Raw genomic sequence first — 22,979 nt, forward strand, 5'->3', positions numbered from 1 at the left:
GCTTGCCCCGCCCCCGCAGCGGCAGGATTTTTCACTGCTGAACCGGCTGCGCCGCCATACTGACGATATAAAATAGCCATGCCTGCCGGCCGCGTTTGAGCGCACGGCAGCCTTGGCGACACCGATACCCAGACACCATACCGACCCAAGAGCCGCACCCCATGACTTCTACCCTGCCCTTTTTGCCATTTTCCAAACCCACCATCGACGAAGCGACCATCGCCGCCGTCGGCGAAGTGCTGCGCTCGGGCTGGATCACCAGCGGCCCGAAAGTGCAGGCCTTCGAAGCCCAGCTGTCCGAGTATTTCGGCGGGCGTCCCGTGCGCACCTTCAATTCGGGCACGTGCACCATGGAAATCGCGCTGCGCATCGCCGGCATCGGCCCCGGCGACGAAGTCATCACCACACCCGTGTCGTGGGTAGCGACGGCCAACGTCATCATCGAAGTGGGCGCCACGCCCGTGTTTGCCGACATCGATCCCGTCACGCGCAATATCGACCTCGACAAACTGGAAGCGGCCATCACCGCGCGTACGAAAGCCATCATCCCCGTCTACCTGTCCGGCTTGCCCGTCGACATGGACCGCCTGTACGCGATTGCTGAAAAATACAATCTGCGGGTCGTGGAAGACGCGGCGCAAGCGTTCGGCTCCACGTGGAAGGGCAAGCGCATCGGCGCGTTTGGCGACTTCGTCTCGTTCAGCTTCCAGGCCAACAAGAACATCACCACGGGCGAAGGCGGCTGCCTCGTCCTGAACAACCTGGAAGAAGCGAAGCTGGCCGAGAAATACCGGCTGCAGGGTGTCACGCGTAGCGGCGTCGACGGCATCGATGTCGACGTGCTGGGCGGCAAATACAACATGAGCGACATCATGGCCGCCATCGGCCTGGGCCAGTTCGCCAATATCGACGCCATCACGGCCCACCGCCGCGCGCTGGCGCGCCATTACTTTGAGCAATTCGGCAGCGACTTCGAAGCGCAGAGCGGCGCCCAGCTGCCCGTGCAGGACTTTGAAAACAGCAACTGGCACCTGTTCCAGATCATCCTGCCCGACAACGGCCCCGGCACGCGCGCCGCCTTCATGCAGCAAATGGCACAACAAAACGTGGGAACGGGCTATCATTACGCACCGATCCACCTGTTTACCATGTACCGCGAACGCGGCTTTACCGAGGGCATGTTCCCCGTCTCGGAAAAGATCGGCCGCCTGACCGTGACCTTGCCGATGTTCTACGCCATGACGACACAGGACGTGGAACGCGCCGTTGCCACCGTCAAATCCATACTCATCAAATGAGCAGCGCGCCGATGAAACCTGAACTGTCCGTTATCATTCCGATCTACAACGAGCAGGATGGCCTGGCCAGCCTGTTCGCCCGCCTGTATCCGGCCCTCGATGCCTTGCAAACGAGCTACGAGATCATCTTCATCAACGATGGCAGCCGCGACAATTCGGTGGCCATCCTGGCGGAACAGTTCCGCCAGCGCCCCGACGTCACGCGCGTCGTCTTGTTCAACGGTAATTATGGCCAGCACATGGCCATCCTGGCCGGTTTTGAAGCGTCGCGCGGGCAGATCATGGTCACGCTCGACGCCGACCTGCAGAACCCGCCCGAAGAAATCGGCAACCTCGTGGCGAAGATGCGCGAAGGCTACGATTACGTGGGCTCGATCCGGCGCAAGCGGCAAGATTCCGCCTGGCGCACGCTGGCCTCGAAGATGATGAACCGGCTGCGCGAGCGCATCACCAACATCAAGATCACGGACCAGGGCAATATGCTGCGCGCCTACGGCCGCAACGTGATCGACCTGGTCAACCAGTGCGCCGAAGTCAACACCTTCGTGCCCGCCCTGGCCTACACGTTTGCCCGCAAGCCCACGGAAATCACCGTCGAGCACGAGGAACGGGCAGCCGGCGAGTCGAAATACTCGCTGTACAGCCTGATCCGCCTCAATTTCGACCTGGTCACGGGCTTTTCGCTGATACCCCTGCAAATCTTTTCGATGCTGGGCATGCTGCTGTCCTTCAGTTCGGCCGGGCTGGTGATCTATCTGCTGGCGCGCCGCTTCCTGTTCGGCGCCGAGGCGCAGGGCGTGTTCACCCTGTTCGCCATCGCCTTCTTCCTGATGGGCGTGATCCTGTTCGGCATCGGCCTCGTGGGCGAGTACGTGGGACGCATCTTCCAGCAAGTGCGGGCCCGTCCTCGCTATGTGGTGCAAACCATCTTGCAGGACGGCATGGTCCAGGCGGAAGCCGAGGCGCCATCGTACGTGCGCCTGGAAAAACGCCAGGTGGGCCGCTGATGGGCGCCCCGCGCGCCGTCGTCTTCGGCTACCACAATGTGGGCGTACGCTGCATCAAGGTGCTGCTGGCCGGCGGCGTCGATATCGCCCTCGTCGTCACGCACGAAGACAGCCCCACGGAAAACCTGTGGTTCGAATCCGTCGCCAGCCTGTGCCAGGCTGAAGGCATTCCGTACATCACGCCATCGGACGCGCGCGCGCCCGAGCTGCTGGCGCAGGTACAGGCGGCAACACCGGAAATGCTGTTCAGCTTTTACTACCGCCACATGCTGCCGGCCAGCATCCTGGAAGTCGCGCCCGCCTACAATATGCACGGTTCGCTGCTGCCGCAGTTCCGCGGCCGCGCGCCCGTCAACTGGGCCGTGCTGCATGGCGCCCCGCAAACGGGCGCCACCCTGCATGAAATGACGGTCAAGCCCGATGCCGGCGCCATCGTCGCGCAAACGGCCGTGCCCATCCTGCCCGACGACACGGCCTTCGAAGTCTTCGGCAAGGTCACCGTGGCGGCGGAGCAAACCTTGTGGAACGTGCTGCCGGCCTTGCTGGACGGCACGGCGCCGCGCCAGCTCAACGATTTGCGCCAGGGCGGCTACTTTGGCGGACGTACGCCGGAAGACGGCCGCATCGACTGGAAGTTACCGGCGCAGCAGGTCTACAACCTGCACCGGGCCGTCGCGCCGCCCTATCCCGGCGCGTTCACCGAAGTCAACAATGTTATTTACACCATCGAAACAGCCCGTTTAAGCAAGCATTCAGCAGGAAGTTTGCCACCGGGCTTGGCGGTAGTGGATAATTGCATCTTTGGCGTCTGCGGAGACGGCCACATGCTGGCCATTTCCGCGCTGAGGGCTGCCGGGGAGCCGGTTTCGGCTCAGCAATTGCAAGCAAGTCTGACCACCCGCGTCAGCACACACTGATATCACACAAGAGAATCTCACATGAAAAAAGTCCTCATCTTAGGCGTCAACGGCTTCATCGGCCACCACCTGTCCAAGCGCATCCTGGAAACCACCGACTGGCATGTCTACGGCATGGACATGAACACGGACCGCATCACGGAATTGCTGGAAGATGACAACTACAAGTCGCGCATGCACTTCTTCGAAGGCGACATCACAATCAACAAGGAATGGGTCGAGTACCACGTCAAGAAGTGCGACGTGATCCTGCCGCTGGTGGCCATCGCCACGCCATCGACCTATGTCAAGCAGCCGCTGCGCGTCTTCGAACTGGACTTCGAAGCCAACCTGCCTATCGTCCGCTCGGCCGCCAAGTACGGCAAGCACCTGGTCTTCCCGTCGACCTCGGAAGTGTATGGCATGTGCCATGACGAGGAATTCGATCCGGAAAATTCGGAACTGATCTGCGGCCCGATCAACAAGCCGCGCTGGATCTATTCGAACGCCAAGCAGCTGATGGACCGCGTGATCTGGGGCTACGGCATGGAAGGCTTGAACTTCACCCTGTTCCGTCCATTCAACTGGATCGGCGCGGGTCTGGACTCGATCCACACGCCAAAAGAAGGTTCCTCGCGCGTGGTGACGCAATTCTTCGGCCATATCGTGCGCGGCGAAAACATCTCGCTGGTGGACGGCGGCGCGCAAAAACGCGCGTTCACCTACATCGACGACGGCATCGATGCGCTGATGCGCATCATCGCCAACAAGAACGGCATCGCCAGCGGCAAGATCTACAACATTGGCAATCCGACCAATAACTATTCGATCCGCGACCTGGCCGGCATGATGCTGACCCTGGCCGCCGAGTACCCGGAATACGCCGAAGGCGCGAAACACGTGAACATCGTGGAAACGACCTCGGGCGCCTACTACGGTGCCGGCTACCAGGACGTGCAAAACCGCGTGCCGAAAATCACGAATACCTGCGAAGAGCTGGGCTGGGCACCGACCACCACCATGGCCGATTCCCTGCGCAATATTTTCGACGCCTACCGCAGCCAGGTAGCCCAAGCCAAAGCCCTGATGGATTAATGTTGAGCAAGCCGTTCCTGACCCTGAAAATCGACGTCGATACCTATCGCGGCACCCGTGAAGGCATGGGCAATCTGGTGCGCATGCTGACCGCGCACCAGGCCAAGGCCACCTTTCTGTTCTCGCTGGGCCCAGACCACACGGGCTGGGCCCTGCGGCGCGCCTTGCGGCCCGGCTTTTTCAGCAAGGTGTCGCGCACGTCGGTAGTCGAGCACTACGGCTTGAAAACATTGATGTACGGCACCTTGCTGCCGGGACCCGATATCGGCAAGCAATGCGCGGCGCAATTGCGCGCCGTGCGCGATGCCGGTTTCGAGTGCGGCATCCACACCTGGGATCACACCCTGTGGCAAGACAACGTGGCCAAGCGCAACGCCGCCTGGACCATCAACATGATGCGCAAGGCCGCCAACCGCTACGAACAGGTGTTTGGCACCAAGCCGCACACGCACGGCGCGGCCGGCTGGCAAATGAACGTCAGCGCCTTTGTCGAGCACGACACGGCCGGCTACCGCTTTGCCTCAGATGGCCGCGCCATGCTCGACGCGCGCGGCGCCATGGCGCAGCCGTCGCAAGGCCCGCACCGCGTGCGCAACGGCAACACCATCCTGCAATGCGTGCAACTGCCGACCACGCTGCCCACCCTGGATGAATTGCTGGGCTGCGAAATCGACGGCAAACTGATCACCACCGGCAATGTTGCCGCGCATATATTGTCGCTGACGGCGGATAATCCCCGCGATCACGTGTATACCTTGCATGCGGAACTTGAAGGACAGAAACTCGCCCCCATTTTCGAACAACTGCTGGCTGGCTGGAAAGCCCAGGGCTACCGGTTTGCAGCGATGGGCGATTACTATGAAAAGATAAAAGATGCGGACTTGCCCGTTTGCCCCATCACCTGGGATGAGTTGCCCGGGCGTTCGGGACGCCTGATTGTGCAGGGCAAAGCGGCCTGAATGCTGTATTGTTGCACCTGGATGCGTTGCCAGATTAAAAACCAGCGCTGATGATCACCGTTCAGGAGAGAACCTGTGGCTGATAGCCAATCCCTCGTTAGCATACCCGACTTTAGCGCCGCCATGACCAGCGGCAAAACCTTTCAGTTGCTGGGCCGCCCGGCCAAGGCCACCGTGCTGTTTTTCTATCCGAAGGACAACACCCCTGGCTGCACCACGGAAAACATCGCTTTCCGCGATGCGTATCCGCAATTCGTCGCCGCCGGCGTGGAAATCTATGGCATCAGCCGCGATTCCCTGCGCTCGCACGAAAGCTTCAAGGCCAAGCTCGAGCTGCCATTCGAGCTCATTTCCGACCCGGACGAAGCCGTTTGCCTGCTGTTTAACGTCATGAAGATGAAACAGATGTACGGCAAGACGGTCCGCGGCGTCGAGCGCAGTACGTTTGTGATTGACGCCCAGGGCCGATTGGTGAAAGAATGGAGAGGCGTGAAGGTCGCAACTCACGTGGAAGAAGTGCTGGAATTCGTAGCGCATCTGAATTGATCGTCCATGTTGATCCAATGCGTGTTGTCGGCTTCCAGCGAGCCTGGTTCAACCGCAGTTCAGTTCACGGTACCTATCGCCATTTTGAGTCAACGAAGCGCCTCCATCCACTCCGCCAGGCGGGCCAGCAGCCCGCCGATGGCGTCCATGACCGGCCATGCTGCCGGCCTTCCGGCAGTTTCTCGTCCTGTAGCATTGTTGTTCCCCTCGCATCCCCCCATGAGAAGTGCCGCCAGAAGCTGGCTGCCCATGGGAGATTCATTCCAGAAATTTTTTGATTGAGATCCTGATGCCACTGCCAAAATTACCGAGCAAGCCAGCCACCATCCTGGCCACCCAAGATTACCCAACCGCAGGCGCAGCGCGCCCGGCCACCAAAACCCCGGCAGCCAAGAAAGTGGCTGCACCGATCATTGAAACGGCAATCGCCGAAGTTGCAAAGCCGGTCCGCAATGCGGCCACGAAGATCAAGCAAGTGGCGGCCCTGATGGTCGCCAAGCCAGCAGCGCCTGCACCTGCGCCTGTTGCGGCCACGCCTGCCGCCGTTGCTGCGCCCGCAGCGAAAGCCAAGCCGGCCGCAAAAGGCAAGGTCACGCCGATCAAGCCCCTCAAGCAAGCCGAGCAACCGCATCCGGCCAAGCACAAGCCTGTGGAAGTGCAGCTCAAATCGTCCGCCAGCCGGGCCGCCGACCAGCGCGGCATCAGCAAGCTGTTCGTGCTCGACACGAACGTGCTGATGCATGATCCATCGTCGCTGTTCCGCTTCGAGGAACACGACGTGTACCTGCCGATGATGACCCTGGAAGAGCTGGACAACCATAAAAAGGGCATGACGGAAGTGGCGCGCAATGCACGCCAGGTCTCGCGCACCTTGGACGCCCTGATCAGCAACACGGACGACGACGCCATCGAACACGGCATCCTGCTGTCCAAGCTGGGCAACAAGGATGCCAAGGGCCGCCTGTTCTTCCAGACGCGCTTGCAAAGCGCCGATTTGCCGGCTGGCTTGCCAGTGGGCAAGGCCGACAACCAGATCCTCGCCGTCGTGCGCTCGCTGGAATCGGAACAGGAAGGCCGCCCTGTCGTGCTGGTGTCGAAAGACATCAACATGCGCATCAAGGCGCGCGCGCTGGGCTTGCCGGCCGAAGATTACTTCAACGACCATGTGCTGGAAGACACGGACTTGCTGTATTCGGGCATCGTGCAATTGCCGGACGACTTCTGGAACAAGCATGGCAAGGACATGGAATCGTGGCAGGAAAGCAAGAACGGCTACAGCTCCACGTTCTACCGCGTGACGGGCCCGTTCATTCCTTCCTTGCTGGTCAACCAGTTTATCTATCTGGAACCGAAAAACGGCGAAACGCCGTTCTATGGCCAGGTGAAACAGATCAACGGCAAGACGGCCGTGCTGCAAACCCTGCGCGACTTCAGCCACACGAAGAACAATGTGTGGGGCGTGACGGCGCGCAACCGCGAACAGAACTTCGCGCTGAACTTGCTGATGAATCCGGAATGCGACTTCGTCACCCTGCTGGGCCAGGCCGGTACCGGCAAGACCCTGCTGGCCCTGGCCGCCGGCCTGGCGCAAGTGCTGGAAACCAAGCTCTACAACGAGATCATCGTCACCCGCGTCACGGTGCCGGTAGGCGAAGACATCGGTTTCCTGCCAGGCACGGAAGAAGAAAAGATGTCGCCATGGATGGGCGCCTTCGACGACAACCTGGAAGTGCTGAACAAGTCCGACTCCGATGGCGGCGAATGGGGCCGTGCGGCAACGCAAGACCTGATCCGCTCGCGCATCAAGATCAAGTCGCTCAACTTCATGCGCGGCCGCACGTTCGTCAACAAGTTCCTCATCATCGATGAAGCGCAGAACTTGACGCCGAAGCAAGTCAAGACCCTGGTCACGCGCGCCGGTCCCGGCACGAAGATCCTGTGCCTGGGCAACATCGCACAGATCGACACGCCGTACCTGACGGAAGGCTCGAGCGGCCTGACCTATGTGGTCGACCGCTTCAAGGGCTGGACCCACAGCGGCCACGTCACCCTGGCCCGCGGCGAGCGTTCGCGCCTGGCGGACCACGCCAGCGAAGTGCTGTAAGTGTTAGCGGGCGGCGCAAGCTGCCCAGTCATTCGAAGCCCCGGCTGCAGCGATGCGACCGGGGCTTTTTTCATGTGCGCAACTTTTCTTGACGGTATGTTCTAATACCGCTCCTTTCATTCAGGACACCCTATCCGATGCACCCCGCCCTCCAGTTGCTGCTCTGCTTCGTCCTTTTCATGCTCATCCACATTTCCATCATGGCCGCGTGCGCCCGCGCATTCGGCATCACCGTGCGCAGCGTCAGCTATGGCGTGGGCCCGACTTTGCTGACCTGGGGGAAAGTGCACATCAAGCTGCTGCCGCTGGCCGGCAATGTAGTGCTGAAAGATACGCGCGAGGAAATCTTGTATGACGACGATCGTTGCCTGGACGCCTATAACTTCCAGCCGCTGTGGAAGCAGGTGCTGCTGCCATTGAGCGGCGTGGGGGTGCTGCTGGCCTTGTCGCTGTGCATCTTGGGAGCCTCGGGCTGGGAGCGCTTTGTCGCTGCCTTCGGACAAATCATCCACGGCGCACTGGCGCCGTTGTCGACGGCGCAGGCATTGCTGGGGGATGGAGAAAACTTTGCCCGCACGCACGGCTTTGCGCTCGTGTTCGCCCTGTTCTCATTGAAACTGTGCGCGTTCAACCTGCTGCCGTTTGCCGGCTTGAACGGGGGCCAGGCGCTGCTGGCCATCGCGCGCGGCGGCAAGCCGTATGTGGCGTGGGAAGAGTCCGTGGCGAAGTGGCTATTGCTGCCAGGGCTGGCTATCTTGCTGGCGTGGGCGGCGGCGTTCGGCTGGTATGGCTGGAAAATCATGGCTGCCTAGGCCGCTGGCGCTATTATTTTTTGGACACTTGTCGTATGCTCGCACCACCGTCTTGACGCCCCCGGTAAAGGAGTTGGCATTTTCTCATTCGACACTTGCGGCAAACGCCTGGCCCTGTGGGCCATTCGCGCCTACCAGCGCTACCTGTCCCCATGGAAGGGTTTTTCCTGCGCCTACCGCGTGCTGACGGGGCGCGACAGCTGCTCCGCCTATGGCTACCGGATGATTGAACGTCATGGCTTGCGCACGGGCCTGCCCCTGTTGCAAGGCCGCTTGCGCGCCTGCGGCGAACGGCATCGCCAGCACCTCGCGCTGCATCCGCAGGCACGACGCAGCGGCAGACATCTGGCCCAGGCAGGCTTTTGCGATTGCGACATCCCGTCGCCGGACTGCCACCATTGTTCCTGCAACCCATGCGACTTGCTCGATTGCGACTGGCCCCGACGGAAAAAGAAACAGTAATTTCAGTAGTTATGTGAACTTAAATTACAAATGAAATATTCATTCATGAAATGAATAATACCCATTATTACTGTGAATTGGCCTGAAGAGAAGCGGCGGCCTATACTCAAGCCGTCTCCCCTACTCTGCTTCCCATGCACACCCAGCTCAGCCCGCACATATCGCGGGCTTTTTGTTCCCGGCCATTGCCGTTCCGTCTTACCCCTTTTAACCATCACCGGGCGCGCCGTTCCCCGCCAGCCCGCTCCCAAACGGGGAGCACAACATGATCGTGCGCGAGCGTCCATCGGCGCTACGGCTGTTCCTCGTGGTGCGCGGTTCCGTCCTGCCGCGCATCCGCATCACGCTCATCGTCAACACCCTGATCGCCACGCTCGTCACCTGGTGCCACGGCACCCTGTTCGACCACAAGGTGATCCTCACCACCATCCCGTTTACCCTGATCGGCTTGCCGCTGGCCATCTTCCTGGGCTTTCGCAACACGGCCGCCTACGACCGCTACTGGGAAGCGCGCAAGCTGTGGGGCGAACTGGTCTTGCGCAGCCGTAATTTCTCGCGCCAGTGCCAGACCATGATACGCAGCGACACGCCGGCCCACGCCAGACTGGGCCTGGAAGACGTGCGCGTGCGAATGATTTACCGCACCATCGCCTTTTGCCATGCGCTGCGCCACCAGCTGCGCGACACGCGCGGGCCGGCCGACTTGCAGCCGCTGCTGCGCCCGGCCGAATGGGACGCGGCCTGCAAGGCGGCGAACCCGTCCGACTACCTGATGCTGCAGATGGGCCACGACCTGGCCGACTGCGTCCGGCAGGGCCGCATCGACAGCATCCTCGCCACGCAGATCGATAACACGGTCTCGGCCATGGTGGCGGCGGGCGCGTCGTGCGAACGCATCCGCAGCACGCCGATTCCGTTTTCGTATTCGCTGCTGCTGCACCGCACAGCGTATCTGTACTGTTTCCTGCTGCCTTTCGGCCTCGTCGATTCGCTCGGATTCATGACGCCGTTCGTCGTCGCCATCGTCGCCTACACCTTCTTTGGCCTCGACGCGCTGGGCGACGAGATAGAGGAACCGTTCGGCGAGGATGCCAACGATCTGCCTCTGTCGGCCATGTGCCGCGCCATCGACATCAGCTTGCGCGAATCCGTGCAGGACGACAAGGTGCCGCCGCCCATGCAAGCCGTCGATTTCCTGCTGAATTGACCCGTAGGGCAGCTTTCCCCTTGACCTTACCATCGGGGGAAGGCTTACAGTGGACACACTTAACCATTGAAGGAGTGCTTGCCATGTATCAGTTACAAGTTGAAAACATGAGCTGCGGCCATTGCGTCGGCTCGGTCACGAAAGCGGTGCAAGCCATCGATCCGCAAGCCCAGGTGCAGATCGACCTGGCCAGCAAACGCGTCACGGTGGAATCGCCCGCCGAGCTGGGCGCCATCAGCGCGGCCATCGTGGAGGCGGGCTTTCCCGTCACCAGCGCGCAATAACAGCCACAGCAGCGTCACGACAGCCGGCCATTGCGCCGGCTGTTTTTTTATCCGTCCAGCTCGGGATAATGGCGGAAGATGCCGTCCTCATTGAAGGCGATTCTGCGCTTCGATTTCAGGTAGCGGGCGATGTTTGGCCGCGCCGCCACAGCATCGTGCAGGTCGGACAAGGCAGGATATTCAGGCACCAGACGCGCCATGGCTTGCGGAAATGCATAATGCAAACCGGCCAGCATCTGGAACAGCGACAGGTCGCCATACGTGAGCCTGGCGCCCACCAGATACTGGCCGCGGCTGTTCAGCAACACTTGCGTGAAATAATCGAGAAACTTGGGTAAACGTGTTTGGCGGAAATCGGCGCTGCGCAGCATGGCCGCCTGCTTTTGCTCTTCGTAATATTGATTCATCGACAGCGGATGGTGCGTGTCGTGCACTTCCGTCAGCCAGTCGGCCATCGTCAGCTGCAACTGGTTCAGCCACAAACGGCCGCTTTCCGCGCGCGGCGCCAGGCCCAGGCGCCGGCCCAGGTAGAACAGGATATTCGTCGTCTGGCCGATCAGCAGCTCGCCATCGCGCAGCACGGGCGGCGCGTAGGCGGCCTGTGGCGTGCTGCCGCCGTCGAGGCAGGCCAGCATGGCGGGAGCGCCTTGCCCCTTGCGCTCAGGCAAACGGGCGATGTCGTGGTACTCGGCGCCCGCCTCTTCCAGGGCCAGCCGGATGAATTCACCACGCCCCTGTATCGTGGGCCAATAGTACAGTTCATACGCCATATGCACCTCCGTTGACTTACATCAAGGGCAACATGCTTTCGCTTCCTTGTCGCCGGCCAGTCCCAGGCTTTGCAGGATGGGGCAATCGGGCTTGTCGTCGCCGTGACACGATTGCGCCAGGTGGGCCAGGGTATCGCGCATTTCCGTCAGTTCGGCGATCCGCTGATTCAAGTCCGCCACGTGGGCCAGGGCGATGCCTTTTACGTCCGCGCTGGCGCGCTGATCGTTTTGCCACAGCGACAGCAGTTCGCGGATCTGCTCGAGCGAAAAACCCAGGCCCCGCCCGCGCTTGATAAAACGCAGGGCGTGCAAGTCGTTCGGCGTGTAGATGCGGTAGCCGGCATCGCTGCGCGCGCTGGGTTTTAACAAAGTAATGCTTTCATAGTAGCGTATCATTTTTGCCGATACGCCCGTTTCGCTTGCCGCCTGGCCGATATTCATCCTATGACTCCTTGGTATGCGCACTGCGGGCTTTCCAGCGGCGCAGCAACAGGGCATTGCTGATCACGCTGACCGAACTGAAGGCCATCGCCGCGCCCGCCACCATGGGGTTGAGCAGGCCGAAGGCGGCCAGCGGAATGCCGATCAGGTTATAAATGAAGGCCCAGAACAGATTCTGCCGTATCTTGCTGTACGTGCGGCGCGAGATATCGATGGCATCCGCCACCAGGGCCGGATCGCCGCGCATCAGGGTGATGCCGGCCGCATGCATGGCCACGTCCGTGCCCGTCGACATGGCGATACCCACGTCGGCAGCCGCCAGCGCGGGCGCATCGTTGATGCCGTCGCCCACCATGGCCACTTTCGCGCCCTCGCCTTTCAGCGCGACGATTTTAGCGGTTTTATCGGCCGGCAGCATTTTCGCCGCCACCGTGTCGATGCCCAGCAGCTTGCCGACGGCGTCCGCGCTACCCTGGTTATCTCCTGTCAACATCACCGTCTGGATGCCGAGGCTGTGCAGATGGGCGATGGCCGCCTGCGCGTTCGGCTTGACCTGGTCGGAAAAGGCGAACAGGCCCAGCAGTTCCGTGCCCGAGGCCAGCCACGAGATCGTGTTGCCCGTGTTCTCCAGCGACAAGGCCTGTTCCGCCAGCGGCGCCATGTCCACCTTCAACTCCTGCATCAGCCGCGTGCTGCCCAGTTTCAATTCCAGGCCATCGACGTGGGCCGCCAGGCCGCGGCCCGGCAAGGCCGACAGGCCCGTGGCTGGCAAGGGTTCGATGTGGCGCGCGGCCGCCGCGTCGAGTACGGCCGTCGCCAGGCTGTGCTCGCTGCCACGCTGGATGCTGGCCGCCAGCTGCAACAGGCGGGCATCGTCGATGCCGTGTGCATGCAGGGCCGCCAGCGCAGGTTTGCCGATGGTCAAGGTGCCCGTCTTGTCGAACACGACGGTATTGACGGCATGCGCCACTTCCAGCGCTTCCGCATCCTTGATCAGGATGCCGTAGCGGGCAGCCACGCCCGTGCCGGCCATGATGGCCGTCGGCGTGGCCAGGCCCAGCGCGCAGGGGCAGGCGATGACCAGCACGGCCACGGCGTTGATAATGGCGTTCTCCAGCTCGCCGGTAGCAAACCACCAGCCCAGCATGGTCAGCAGCGCCAGCACCAGCACCACGGGAACAAAGATCGCGCTGACCTTGTCGACCAGATGCTGGATCGGCGCCTTGGCCGCCTGGGCGTCTTCCACCAGGCGGATGATGCGCGACAAGGTCGTCTCGCCACCCACCGCTTGCGTGCGTACCAGCAATAAACCATCGGCATTGATGGCGCCGCCCGTGACCTTGTCGCCCGGATGCTTATCGACCGGCAAGCTTTCTCCCGTGATCAGCGACTCATTGATCTGGCTGGCGCCCTCCACCACCACGCCATCGACGGCCACCCGCTCGCCGGGACGGATGACCACCAGGTCGCCCACTTTTACTTGTTCCACGGGCAAGTCGATTTCCACGCCGTCGCGGCGCACGCGGGCCGATTCCGGACGCAAGACTTGCAGCGCGCGTATGGCCGAGGCCGTCTGGCGCTTGGCGCGGCTTTCCAGCCATTTGCCCAACAACACCAAAGTGATGACGACGGCCGATGCTTCAAAGTACAGGTGCGGCAGCATTTCGCCCGCCGTCAGCCATTGGTAGACGGACAAGCCATACGCGGCGCTCGTCCCCAGCGCGACGAGCAGATCCATATTGCCGCTGCCGGCGCGGGCCGCCTTCCAGCCGGCCTTGTAGAAGCGCGCGCCAAAGTAAAACTGCACGGGCGTGGCCAGCGCGAATTGCAGCCAGCCTGGCAGCATCAGATGGATGCCGGCCCACTCGAGCAGCATCGGCAACATCAAGGGGAAGGCCAGCACGGCCGCGAACGCCACTTTCATGCCATCGCGGTTGGGTGCGGCAGCGGGCGCGCTGGCCTGGCTGGCGGCGGGAACCCTGGCTGCATAGCCGGCCTTGTCGATGGCGGCGATCAGGGTGCCCGCTTCCAGGCCACCCGTCACCTTGATGCGCGCGCTTTCCGTCGCCAGGTTGACGCTGGCGCCCAGCACGCCCGGCACCTTCAGCAGGGCTTTTTCCACCCGGCCCACGCAAGAGGCGCACGTCATGCCGGCGATGTTCAGGTCGATTTCGCGCTGCGCTACCGTGTAGCCGGCCTTTTCCACGGCTGCCTGCAAGGTGGCTAGGGGAATCGGCGTGTCGGAACTGATTTTGGCCACTTCCGTGGCCAGGTTGACGCTGGCCTGGGTCACGCCGGGCACGGCGGCCAGGGCTTTTTCCACGCGGCCCACGCACGAGGCGCAGCTCATGCCTTCGATGGCCAGCGCCTGCGCATGCGCGGCGGCGGGTGGGGAAGTGGCGGGAGCGAGTGCACTCTGGTTCATGGCAGATCCTGTCCGAAAGATTAACGAATAAGGTCAGGATCTGCTATCCAACGATGGGAAGGTCAAGCCCTATTTTCATGGGTTTCCCGGGCTTGCGTGAAAAACTTAGCGCACCACGCAATCGATGGCGGCAGGCTTGCTGCCGCCTGCAGAACCGCCGCCGCTTGAGGACGATAGCACAAAGGCAACTGGTGGCGTGAATTTTATGCCAGGATTGACGGGCAGCAGCGTGGGCGGCTGCTGGAAGTTGGGCGTAAAACCGAACTGGCCCGGGGCAAAGTTGAGCGTGCCCGCAGGATTGGTCACATGAATCATGCCATCGAGCACCTGCACATACAATCCTGGCAGGCCAGCCTTGGGCGCCGCTGCCCCGCCAGGTGCCGCCGGCGGCACGTAGCTGGCAATGAAGGTGGTGCCACGGATGCCGATGGTGGCGGCCGGCGTCTTCATCTCGAAGCGCTCCTTGTTGCGCTTGCCCAGCAGGCCCGTGACGGAGCGCAAGCCGCCCTTGAGCAAGCTGAAGATGGCATGGTCGCCATCGGGCTGCTCGGCCGTGTAGCTGAATTGCTCGATCACGAAACTGGTATTCGGTTTCAGGATGATTTCGCTATTGTCGATCAGCTTGATCAAGGCATAGGTTTCCTTTTCCGTCAGCAAGGTGTCACCCTGCTCGACCTCGGACTTGATAGCCAGGATTTTCACCTTGCCGTCCATCTTCTTGGCCATCAGCGGACCACTCAATTGCATGACGGTACCGGCCACCTGCCCCGCCCAGGCGTGTGCGCCCACGCACATCAGGGCCAGCCACAGCAAGGCCTTAATTGCAGTACATTTTTTTAGCGGCATCATCGAATTTGTATCCTGTAGGTTTATCTGTGGCATCGGCAACATCCTTGCTGTCTTTCTTCTTGTCGTCCGGCTTGGCTGGCGGCGTGGACACGAGCACATCATTGGCACGGTCGGCCTGCTTGATGATGCGCAAGGCGTCGTCGATGGCGGCGTTCGTGGCGGCGTCGATCACGGGTTTGTCGATGGTCGTCGCTGGCAGGAAGATGGCATCCGCCATGCTCACCGCGCCATTCGGCGCCAGCAGGGTCACGCCGCTGCGCTGGCGGTTGACGCGCACGCCCGCGTCACCCGTGATGCTGCCTGTTTTCGCCAGCACGCTCATGCTGCCCGTTGCCGGCAAGGAAAAACTTGCCGTGTCCGCAAAGCGCACACTGGCGCCCGCGCTGGCGCTGAAATTGCCGCCGCTGACGATATTCGCATTGCCGCCGACATGGATGTCTCCGCCAGCCACCAGGCTGATATCGCGCGCGGCAGCCAACTGCGTGCCATCGCCGAGCAGCACGTCCGTGCTGGCATTGAGCGCGATATCATTGCCCGTGATCTTGCCGTTGACGGTGACGGGGCTGTGCGCCGTCACGCTGACGTTGCCGCCATTCGCATTGATATTGCCAGCGGCGACGCCGCCCGTGTTGTCGATGGCGATATTGCCCGCGCCCGTGACGAGCGTTCCCAAGGTCAAGGTGCCCGGCGCCGAGGTATTGTTCAGCGCAATGCCGCCCGCTGCGCTATTGCTGGCGGTAAAACTGCTTACCTGGTTGCCCGCATTGCCCAGCACGATGCCATCGCGTGCCTGCGCAACCAGGCTACCGGCGCGCAGCGCGCCATCCTGGCCGATGGCGCCGGTCAAGGCGCTCAGCTTTACGTCGTTCGCCGCCACGCTGGCGAAGCGCAAGTCGCCAGCCGCTTGCGTAATGGCCAGCTGGCCTGCCAGCCGGATGGCGCCGGCAGTCTGATTAAAACTGTTGGCGACGAGCAGATTGCCATTGCCGCTCAGCACGCCGCCACCTTGCGCATAGCGGTCCGCCGACAGGCTGCCGTTCAGCAACAAGCTGCCGCCGTTGATTTCCAGGCCGGCCAGGCCGCCCAGCACGGAGCGGTCCAGCGCGCTCTCGCCGAGGGTCAGGCTACCGCCCGTCAACAGCAAGCCCGTCGCCGAGTTCAGGTTTTTCAGGATGGTGTTGCCAGCCGCCGCGCTGTAGGTGACGATGCCCTTGCTGTTTGTAAAATCGACAGCCAGCACGTTCGCGCCTTCCGGTACGACGCCGCCATCCCAGTTGGCCGCATCGCTCCACAAGCCGTTGCCGCTGCCGACCCAGGTGGACAATTGTTTTTGCGCAATCGATGCCTGCGCCGTGCCGCCCGTCGTTTCCAGGGTGTAGTTGCCCGCATCGGCGCCCGCCAGGCGGAAACCGCTGGCCGCCACCAACTTGCCTGCGCCCGCGTTCTTGTCGGCAAAGCTGCCACTGCCGCCTACGACGCTGACCAGGTCCTGGCCCAGCACGCCGTTCGCCGACGCGCTGACAGTGGCGGACGTCGTGCCGTCATATACCTTGCCGGCGGCGTTCAAGCCTGCCAGAGTCAGGCTGGCGGGCGTGATGCTGGCCAGCAAGCCCGTCGGCAAGACGATAAAGTAATTGCCCGCATCGGCGCCCGTCAATGCCACGCCGCTGAGCTGCACAGCCTTGGCCGTGCCCACGTTCTTGTCCGCAAAGGTGGCTACGGCCGAGGCTATTAAACTGTCGCCGGCGACACGGTCATCGCCCAGACTCAGCTGCGCACCCGTCATGCCATCGTAAACCTTGTTGCCCGCCACGCCGGACAGGTTCAGCGCACGCGCGCCGATATCGGCCGTGGTGCTGCCAGCATTGGTGTTCAACACATAGTTGCCCGCGTCAGTGCCGCTCACGCCCACGTTCGTCACCGTGACGGCTTTGCCGGTACCTGCATTCTTGTTGCCAAACGCGGCATTGCCCGCCAGCGTCAGGACATCGCCCTGCACGCGGTCATCGCCAAAGTTCACTTGCGCGCCCGTCGTGCCGTCGTAGGTCTTGTTGATACCGTTAAAACTTACGTTCAAGGTGCGCGCCGTGATGTCGGCCGTGGTGCTGCCAGCATTGGTGTTCAACACATAGTTGCCCGCGTCAGTCCCGCTCACGCCCACGTTCGCCACCATGACAGTTTTGCCGGTGCCCGCATTCTTGTTGCCAAACGCGGCGCTGCCGCTCACGCTCAAGGCGTCTCCCTGCACGCGGTCATCGCCAAAGTTCACTTGCGCACCCGTCGTGCCGTCATAGGTCTTGTTGATGCCGTTAAAACTTACGTTCAAGGTGCGCGCCGCGATGTCGGCCGTGGTGCTGCCCGCATTGGCGTTCAACACATAGTTGCCCGCGTCAGTGCCGCTCACGCCCACGTTCGTCACCGTGACGGCTTTGCCGGTACCCGCGTTCTTGTTGCCAAAGGCCGCATTGCCCGCCAGCGTCAGGACATCGCCCTGCACGCGGTCGTCGCCAAAGTTCACTTGCGCACCGGTCGTGCCGTCGTAGGTCTTGTTAATGCCGTTAAAGCTCACGTTCAGGGTGCGTGCCGTGATGTCGGCCGTGGTGCTGCCAGCATTTCCATTGAGCACATAGTTGCCCGCATCGCCACCGCTCACGCCCACATTGCTTACATTGACAGCCTTGCCGGTACCCGCGTTCTTGTTGCCGAAGGCCGCATTGCCCGCCAGCGTCAGGACATCGCCCTGCACGCGGTCGTCGCCGAAGTTCACTTGCGCACCGGTCGTGCCGTCGTAGGTCTTATTGATACCGTTAAAACTTACGTTCAAGGTGCGCGCCGTGATGTCGGCCGTGGTGCTGCCCGCATTGGCGTTCAACACATAGTTGCCCGCGTCAGTGCCGCTCACGCCCACGTTCGTCACCGTGACGGCTTTGCCGGTACCCGCGTTCTTGTTGCCAAAGGCCGCATTGCCCGCCAGCGTCAGGGCATCGCCCTGCACGCGGTCGTCGCCAAAGCCGACCTGTGCCGCTGTCGTGCCGTCGTAGGTCTTGTTGACGCCATTAAAGCTCACGTTCAGGGTGCGCGCCGCGATGTCGGCCGTTGTGCTGCCCGCATTGGTGTTCAACACATAGTTGCCCGCGTCAGTACCGCTCACGCCCACGTTCGTCACCGTGACGGTTTTGCCGGTACCTGCATTCTTGTTGCCAAACACCGCATTGCCCGCCACCGCCAGAGTATCGCCCTGCACACGGTCGTCGCCGAAGCTCACTTGCGCACCAGTCGTGCCGTCATACGTCTTGTTGATGCCGTTAAAACTCACGTTCAGGGTGCGTGCCGTGATGTCGGCCGTCGTGCTGCCAGCATTTCCATTGAGCACATAGTTGCCCGCATCGGCACCCGTCAGGTGGCCCGTCGCCACCTGGTAATCGACCACTTTGCCAGTACCCGCATTCTTGTCGCGGAAACTGCCCTGCAAGCCGGCCATGCCGACCTGGTCGCCCGTCACGAGGCCTTCGAAATAGCCATTCAGGGCTGCCTGCAAGCCGCCGTCGTAGACGCGGTTTTGCGCGCCCGAGACGCCATAGTTCAGGACGCGCGCCGTGATGGCCGCCGTGCCGTCCGCCGTCGTCGCGGCCAGGCTGTAGTTGCCCAGCTCATTGCCGCTCAGGGTCAGGCCGCTGGCGTGCACGGCCTTGCTGCCGCCCACATTCTTGTCGAGGAAAGCGGCGCTACCGCTGACGCTGATATTGTCGCCCGTCACCAGATTGCCCAGCACGTAACTGGCGCCGTCGTAGCCCAGGGTGCCGTCATAGACCTTGCCATTGCCGCCGATGCTCACCGTCAGCGCGCGCGGCGTGATGGCAAAGGTCGTCGTGCCGCCCAAGGTGATGTCGTATTTGGTCGACCACAGGCCCGTCGCTGCGTAGCTGCCCACGTTGCGCGCGTTGCCGTAGCCAAGGTTGCCATTCACGCCCGTGTCGCCGTCGAGCAATCCCACATAGCCGATCGAACCAAGGAAGGCGGCCAGCTGGCCATCGTAGACCTTGCCCGTGGCATTGCCCGAGAGATTCACTTGCAGCGGCTTCAGGAAAGCCTTCAGCATCGGCGTCGTATAGCCTTCGTAGATGCGCCACACGCTGCTGAAATTGTAGTCGTTGAAGCTGCCCTGCTGCTGCATTTGCGCCGTGCTGCGGCCGCTGGAGCCGCCGCCATCGATCTGCACCAGCGACGTTTCATAATTGAAAAAACCATAGCTGAACGGGGAACCGGCGGAGACGCGGCCGGCCACCGCACCCACGGCCGCATAGCCATCGCCCGTCACGGCGCCGCTGCTGAAGACATGGCTGACGCTGCCCGTGCTTTCACCAACGAGCCCGCCCATGTTTTCCCTGACCAGGATGGGGTCGGCACTGCCGGCCCGGCCCACGGCGCCGCTGGCGTACGCATCGTCGATAGTGCCGCCGTTCAGGCCCACCAGGCCGCCGATGCTGCGCGCGCCAGTGACATTGCCGGTGGCATACGACTGGCTCAGCGCACCCTGGTTGTTGCCGACCAGGCCGCCAATCATCTCGCGCGCGCCCGTCACCACGCCGGTGGCGTACGAAGTCGCGATGGTAGCGACGGACGCATTCAATCCCGCCAGGCCGCCGATGGCGCCACCGTTGTCGGCATTGACGCCGGTGACGGCGCCGCTGCTGCTGGACATGGTGATGGCGCCGCCGTTGCTGCCCACCAGACCGCCGACATTGCGCTGGCCGCTGACGGCCATGCTGCTGTTCACGCCATCGACGGTGCCGCTGACGACATTGCCCGCCAGCGCGCCCACGTTGGCCGTGCCGGTGACGCTGCCGCCGCTCAGAGTCAGGTTGCGCAAGGTGCCGCCCTGCACGGTGCCAAACAGGCCTGCCGCCGAACCGGACGCCAGGCTGCGGTCGATTTTCAAATTGCTGAGAGTAAATCCGCCGCCATCGAACACGCCGGAAAAACCGCTGCCGCCGCCGGCGATCGGCACAAAGCCCTGGCCGTCGTTCCAGTTCGCGGTGCCGCTGGCGTCGATATTGCCGGCCAGGCGATAGTTGTTGCCCAGCCCCAGGCTGGCGATGCCTTGCAAGCCGTAGATATCGGCGATCAGGTAGGGCGAGGACGCGCCGCCGTCACCGCCGGACGCGCGCAGGAAGCTGCCCTGCGCAATGCCGAAGCCGCGCGCGGAAAACATGGGCAGGCTGGCGCTGTTCTGCACCCAGCGTCCGCCATCGAGCAGGAAGTCGCCCCCTACGCTGACGGCGCCGCTCGCACTGATGTTGCCGCCGGAAGCAAGGGTCAAGCCCCTGGCCACGCTGAGGGGGGCGTTCAGATTGATATTGCCGCCCGTGCGCAGCACAAGCTGGTTCAATTCGCCTTGCGACGCCAGGTCCAGCCCGCCGATGAGATTCACGACTCCGGCAAAACTGTCGCTGCCCACCTGCACCGTGCCGGCGCTGATGGTTTTCAATTCCGCCTCGCTCAGGCCCAGACTGCTGGCATTGTCCGCCGCCCCCGTACCCAGGGTGATGGTGCCCACGCTGGACCGGCGGCTCAGGCTGACGGTGCCGCCCGCCGTGGCCGCTACCGATTGCGCGCCGCCGCCCAGGCTCATATTGTCGGCAACCAGATTGACCGCGCCGGCGGACAGGCCGCCGCCGCTGGCGACCGACAGCAGGCCACCGGCCGTGGCGGCAATGCCGCTGCCATCCTGGCGCAACGCCAGCGTGTTCGATACGAGCACATTGCCGCCGCTTTCGAGCACCAGGTTTTTTACGCCGCCGCCCGGCGCGACCGTCGCCAGATCGACCGCCTGCTCCACCGTCAGGTCACCGCCAGTGGCGCTGCCGATATGCACGCTGCCGGCGGCGATGCGGTTCAGTTCGGCATTTGTCAGGCGCAGGCCGTTACCGGGCTTGTCGCCCAGCACGATCTCCCGTCCCGCCGTGAACGCCTGCATGGTCACCCCGGCATTGCCCGTGGCGCCGCCAACATTGATGGCGCCGTTGATGCTGATGTTGTCCGCCTCCAACAGCACCGTCTGGCCGGTGACACCACTGCCCAGCAGCTGATCGCCGCTGCCCGTCAAATCGATAGCACCACCGGCAACATTCGCGCGCAAGACCAGGTTGCCATTGCCGACATTGACCGAGCCGACGCCGAAAGTGACGCCGGCGCCAGACAGCCGTACGTTGCCATTGCCGCTGTCAAGCGCCGCATTCAGGTTGACGTTCGAGCCGACGCCATAAGCCATGCCTGCGGCCGCATCGTTGGCCGACAGCGTGATATGCCCGCCACTGGTGGTGATGGGCGCATTGACATTGATGATTTCGCCCGCCTGCGCCGTCAAGCCCACGCCTTGCTGCGTGATGTGGATGGCGCTGTTGAAATTGATGCGGTGCAGGGCCTGCAAGGTGACATTGCTGCTGGCGTCGGAAATGAGGTCGGCGCCAATGCTGGTGTTGCCGGTGGACGGAGAGTCGGCGAACTGGTCGACGTCAGTCAGCTGGCCGCCCGCGCCGGCGACCACGGTGATGTCGTACGGATCGAGCAGCCAGTTGCCGCGCTTGCCGCGCGCCGCGTCTGTATTGACGCGGATGCCGTCGACGGCCAGGTAATGGCCGGACGTTTCGACGAAGCCGCCGTCGCCGCCTTGTGCGCCGCCGCGTGCGGAAATGCTGCCGTGCACCTGGGCCGATTCATTGCCCCAGGCGATGACCTTGCCGCCGTTGCCGCTGTCAATCGCATCGGCATGGACACTGGCGTCCTTGCCGACGAGTACTTGCCGCGCATTTTGCACGGCCGCGTTCTTGCCCTGGTAGTCGCCGCCCAGCAAGACCGTGCCGCCGCCCGCAGTGCCGCTGGCATCGACCTTCGCATTGCCCAGCAAACCCACCTGCTCGCCCAGCACCTGGATGTCGCCACCTTTACCCGCCGCGCCCGTGGCGCTGGTGACGCTGCCCGCCTCGAGCAGCGCCTTGCCGCTGGCCTTGAGCACGATCCTGCCGTTCTCGCCGACGACGGCGCTGTTGGCGTTGAGCACGCCGCGCTGGCTGACCAGCGCGCCGGCCATGCCGATGCCGCCGCCCTGGGCGATGATCTGCCCCAGGTTCAGCGCCTGGTCGCCTGGTGCCGAGACCAGCACGCGCAGCTGCGGATTGCCGGGGTCGGCCAGCTGCACGCTGTGCCCGGCCGCCAGGATCACTTCGCCATTTGGCGCCGTGATGATGCCCGTGTTTTCCACGTTCGGCGCGATCAAGAGCACTTGCCCGCCCTTGCCCGCATTGATGGTGCCCGCATTGCCGACGCCGCCGGCCACGCCGCCGGCCGTGAACTGACGCTTGCCGGCCAGGAAATCCTCGTTCGTCATGCCCAGGCTGGACGCGACCAGCCCGTTCACGTCCACTTTCGCGCCCTGGCCGAAGACGATGCCGTTCGGGTTGATCAGGAAGACCTTGCCGTTCGATTCCAGGCTGCCCAGGATCTTGCTGGGGTCTTGTCCCGTGATGCGGTTGAGTACGGCGCTATTGCCGTTTTGCTGGATGAAGCGCGTGATTTCGCCCGCATGGATGGAAAAGCTCTGCCAGTTGATGATGGTGTTGGGCGTGTTCGTGATCGAGAAGATATTGCCCTGCTGGTTGAACGTGGCCTGTCCGTTGACCACCTGCGGCAAGGCGGGGTTGGCCTGCGCGGCGCCGAAGCAGCCGGCCAGCAGCAGCGCCAGCGCCGTGCGGCGCAAAGGCGGCGCAAAGGGCGGCGTCAGGATGAAAGCGGAGGCGGGCGGGACGTGGTTGTGCATGGTGTTCA

At 62.8% G+C, this 22,979-nt stretch carries 16 protein-coding genes; 11 read left to right on the forward strand and 5 right to left on the reverse strand.

Annotation, left to right across the window (positions count from 1 at the left end; all coding sequences use genetic code 11):
• Nucleotides 1-161 precede the first annotated feature (161 nt).
• The 11 genes from V3C40_RS19750 to V3C40_RS19800 all read left to right on the forward strand — a co-directional run bounded on the left by V3C40_RS19750 (nucleotide 162) and on the right by V3C40_RS19800 (nucleotide 10,670).
• Complete coding sequence (locus V3C40_RS19750) at nucleotides 162-1,298, forward strand: DegT/DnrJ/EryC1/StrS family aminotransferase (protein ID WP_034750435.1); 1,137 nt, start codon at nucleotides 162-164, stop codon at nucleotides 1,296-1,298.
• Nucleotides 1,299-1,309: 11 nt separating this feature from the next.
• Entirely contained in the window at nucleotides 1,310-2,305 is a 996-nt protein-coding gene (locus tag V3C40_RS19755) for a glycosyltransferase (RefSeq protein ID WP_034750895.1), read from the forward strand.
• A complete protein-coding gene (locus V3C40_RS19760) occupies nucleotides 2,305-3,222 on the forward strand; it encodes a formyltransferase (RefSeq protein WP_331778314.1) in 918 nt (305 codons plus the stop codon). Before V3C40_RS19755 ends, V3C40_RS19760 begins: the two co-directional genes overlap by 1 nt.
• Nucleotides 3,223-3,243: 21 nt before the next feature.
• Nucleotides 3,244-4,296, forward strand: coding sequence for a bifunctional UDP-4-keto-pentose/UDP-xylose synthase (locus tag V3C40_RS19765; protein WP_034750441.1), 1,053 nt, complete (start codon nucleotides 3,244-3,246; stop codon nucleotides 4,294-4,296).
• On the forward strand, nucleotides 4,296-5,255 hold the full coding sequence (locus V3C40_RS19770) for a polysaccharide deacetylase family protein (RefSeq protein ID WP_331778315.1): 960 nt from the start codon (nucleotides 4,296-4,298) through the stop codon (nucleotides 5,253-5,255). The genes V3C40_RS19765 and V3C40_RS19770 overlap by 1 nt, the downstream gene beginning before the upstream one ends.
• Before the next feature lie 75 nt (nucleotides 5,256-5,330).
• Complete coding sequence (locus tag V3C40_RS19775) at nucleotides 5,331-5,801, forward strand: peroxiredoxin (protein WP_034750445.1); 471 nt, start codon at nucleotides 5,331-5,333, stop codon at nucleotides 5,799-5,801.
• A gap of 289 nt (nucleotides 5,802-6,090) precedes the next feature.
• Nucleotides 6,091-7,905, forward strand: coding sequence for a PhoH family protein (locus tag V3C40_RS19780; RefSeq protein ID WP_034750448.1), 1,815 nt, complete (start codon nucleotides 6,091-6,093; stop codon nucleotides 7,903-7,905).
• Between the two features lie 137 nt (nucleotides 7,906-8,042).
• Entirely contained in the window at nucleotides 8,043-8,717 is a 675-nt protein-coding gene (locus V3C40_RS19785; RefSeq protein WP_331778316.1) for a site-2 protease family protein, read from the forward strand.
• A gap of 114 nt (nucleotides 8,718-8,831) precedes the next feature.
• A complete protein-coding gene (gene yidD / locus V3C40_RS19790) occupies nucleotides 8,832-9,179 on the forward strand; it encodes a membrane protein insertion efficiency factor YidD (protein ID WP_331778445.1) in 348 nt (115 codons plus the stop codon).
• Between the two features lie 265 nt (nucleotides 9,180-9,444).
• A complete protein-coding gene (locus V3C40_RS19795) occupies nucleotides 9,445-10,386 on the forward strand; it encodes a bestrophin family protein (protein ID WP_331778317.1) in 942 nt (313 codons plus the stop codon).
• Between the two features lie 83 nt (nucleotides 10,387-10,469).
• A complete protein-coding gene (locus V3C40_RS19800) occupies nucleotides 10,470-10,670 on the forward strand; it encodes a heavy-metal-associated domain-containing protein (protein ID WP_034750458.1) in 201 nt (66 codons plus the stop codon).
• Nucleotides 10,671-10,717: 47 nt separating this feature from the next.
• Here the strand turns inward: V3C40_RS19800 and V3C40_RS19805 are convergent, their stop codons facing one another.
• From V3C40_RS19805 to V3C40_RS19825, 5 genes are all read right to left on the reverse strand, one after another.
• The gene (locus V3C40_RS19805; RefSeq protein WP_331778318.1) at nucleotides 10,718-11,440 is read right to left on the reverse strand and encodes a glutathione S-transferase; all 723 of its coding nucleotides are present in this window, start codon (nucleotides 11,438-11,440) and stop codon (nucleotides 10,718-10,720) included.
• Between the two features lie 21 nt (nucleotides 11,441-11,461).
• On the reverse strand, nucleotides 11,462-11,881 hold the full coding sequence (cueR, locus tag V3C40_RS19810) for a Cu(I)-responsive transcriptional regulator (protein ID WP_034750463.1): 420 nt from the start codon (nucleotides 11,879-11,881) through the stop codon (nucleotides 11,462-11,464).
• A 1-nt stretch (nucleotide 11,882) separates the two neighbouring features.
• On the reverse strand, nucleotides 11,883-14,306 hold the full coding sequence (locus V3C40_RS19815) for a heavy metal translocating P-type ATPase (protein WP_331778319.1): 2,424 nt from the start codon (nucleotides 14,304-14,306) through the stop codon (nucleotides 11,883-11,885).
• A 105-nt stretch (nucleotides 14,307-14,411) separates the two neighbouring features.
• Nucleotides 14,412-15,155 carry a FecR family protein gene (locus V3C40_RS19820; RefSeq protein WP_331778320.1) on the reverse strand — a complete coding sequence of 248 codons (744 nt, stop codon included), beginning with the start codon at nucleotides 15,153-15,155 and terminating at the stop codon, nucleotides 14,412-14,414.
• Nucleotides 15,124-22,971, reverse strand: coding sequence for a YDG domain-containing protein (locus V3C40_RS19825; protein WP_331778321.1), 7,848 nt, complete (start codon nucleotides 22,969-22,971; stop codon nucleotides 15,124-15,126). The genes V3C40_RS19820 and V3C40_RS19825 overlap by 32 nt, the downstream gene beginning before the upstream one ends.
• Nucleotides 22,972-22,979 lie beyond the last annotated feature (8 nt).

The sequence above is a fragment of the Janthinobacterium sp. LS2A genome (assembly GCF_036543145.1).
GTDB lineage: Bacteria > Pseudomonadota > Gammaproteobacteria > Burkholderiales > Burkholderiaceae_D > Janthinobacterium > Janthinobacterium aestuarii.

Excerpts from the sequence above, each read along its gene's own strand:
- V3C40_RS19750 (WP_034750435.1), top strand. The coding sequence starts at position 162 with ATGACTTCTACCCTGCCCTTTTTGCCATTTTCCAAACCCACCATCGAC.
- V3C40_RS19755 (WP_034750895.1), top strand. The coding sequence starts at position 1,310 with ATGAAACCTGAACTGTCCGTTATCATTCCGATCTACAACGAGCAGGAT.
- V3C40_RS19760 (WP_331778314.1), top strand. The coding sequence starts at position 2,305 with ATGGGCGCCCCGCGCGCCGTCGTCTTCGGCTACCACAATGTGGGCGTA.
- V3C40_RS19765 (WP_034750441.1), top strand. The coding sequence starts at position 3,244 with ATGAAAAAAGTCCTCATCTTAGGCGTCAACGGCTTCATCGGCCACCAC.
- V3C40_RS19770 (WP_331778315.1), top strand. The coding sequence starts at position 4,296 with ATGTTGAGCAAGCCGTTCCTGACCCTGAAAATCGACGTCGATACCTAT.
- V3C40_RS19780 (WP_034750448.1), top strand. The coding sequence starts at position 6,091 with ATGCCACTGCCAAAATTACCGAGCAAGCCAGCCACCATCCTGGCCACC.
- V3C40_RS19785 (WP_331778316.1), top strand. The coding sequence starts at position 8,043 with ATGCACCCCGCCCTCCAGTTGCTGCTCTGCTTCGTCCTTTTCATGCTC.
- V3C40_RS19795 (WP_331778317.1), top strand. The coding sequence starts at position 9,445 with ATGATCGTGCGCGAGCGTCCATCGGCGCTACGGCTGTTCCTCGTGGTG.
- V3C40_RS19800 (WP_034750458.1), top strand. The coding sequence starts at position 10,470 with ATGTATCAGTTACAAGTTGAAAACATGAGCTGCGGCCATTGCGTCGGC.
- V3C40_RS19805 (WP_331778318.1), bottom strand. The coding sequence starts at position 11,440 with ATGGCGTATGAACTGTACTATTGGCCCACGATACAGGGGCGTGGTGAA.
- cueR (WP_034750463.1), bottom strand. The coding sequence starts at position 11,881 with ATGAATATCGGCCAGGCGGCAAGCGAAACGGGCGTATCGGCAAAAATG.
- V3C40_RS19815 (WP_331778319.1), bottom strand. The coding sequence starts at position 14,306 with ATGAACCAGAGTGCACTCGCTCCCGCCACTTCCCCACCCGCCGCCGCG.
- V3C40_RS19820 (WP_331778320.1), bottom strand. The coding sequence starts at position 15,155 with ATGATGCCGCTAAAAAAATGTACTGCAATTAAGGCCTTGCTGTGGCTG.
- V3C40_RS19825 (WP_331778321.1), bottom strand. The coding sequence starts at position 22,971 with ATGCACAACCACGTCCCGCCCGCCTCCGCTTTCATCCTGACGCCGCCC.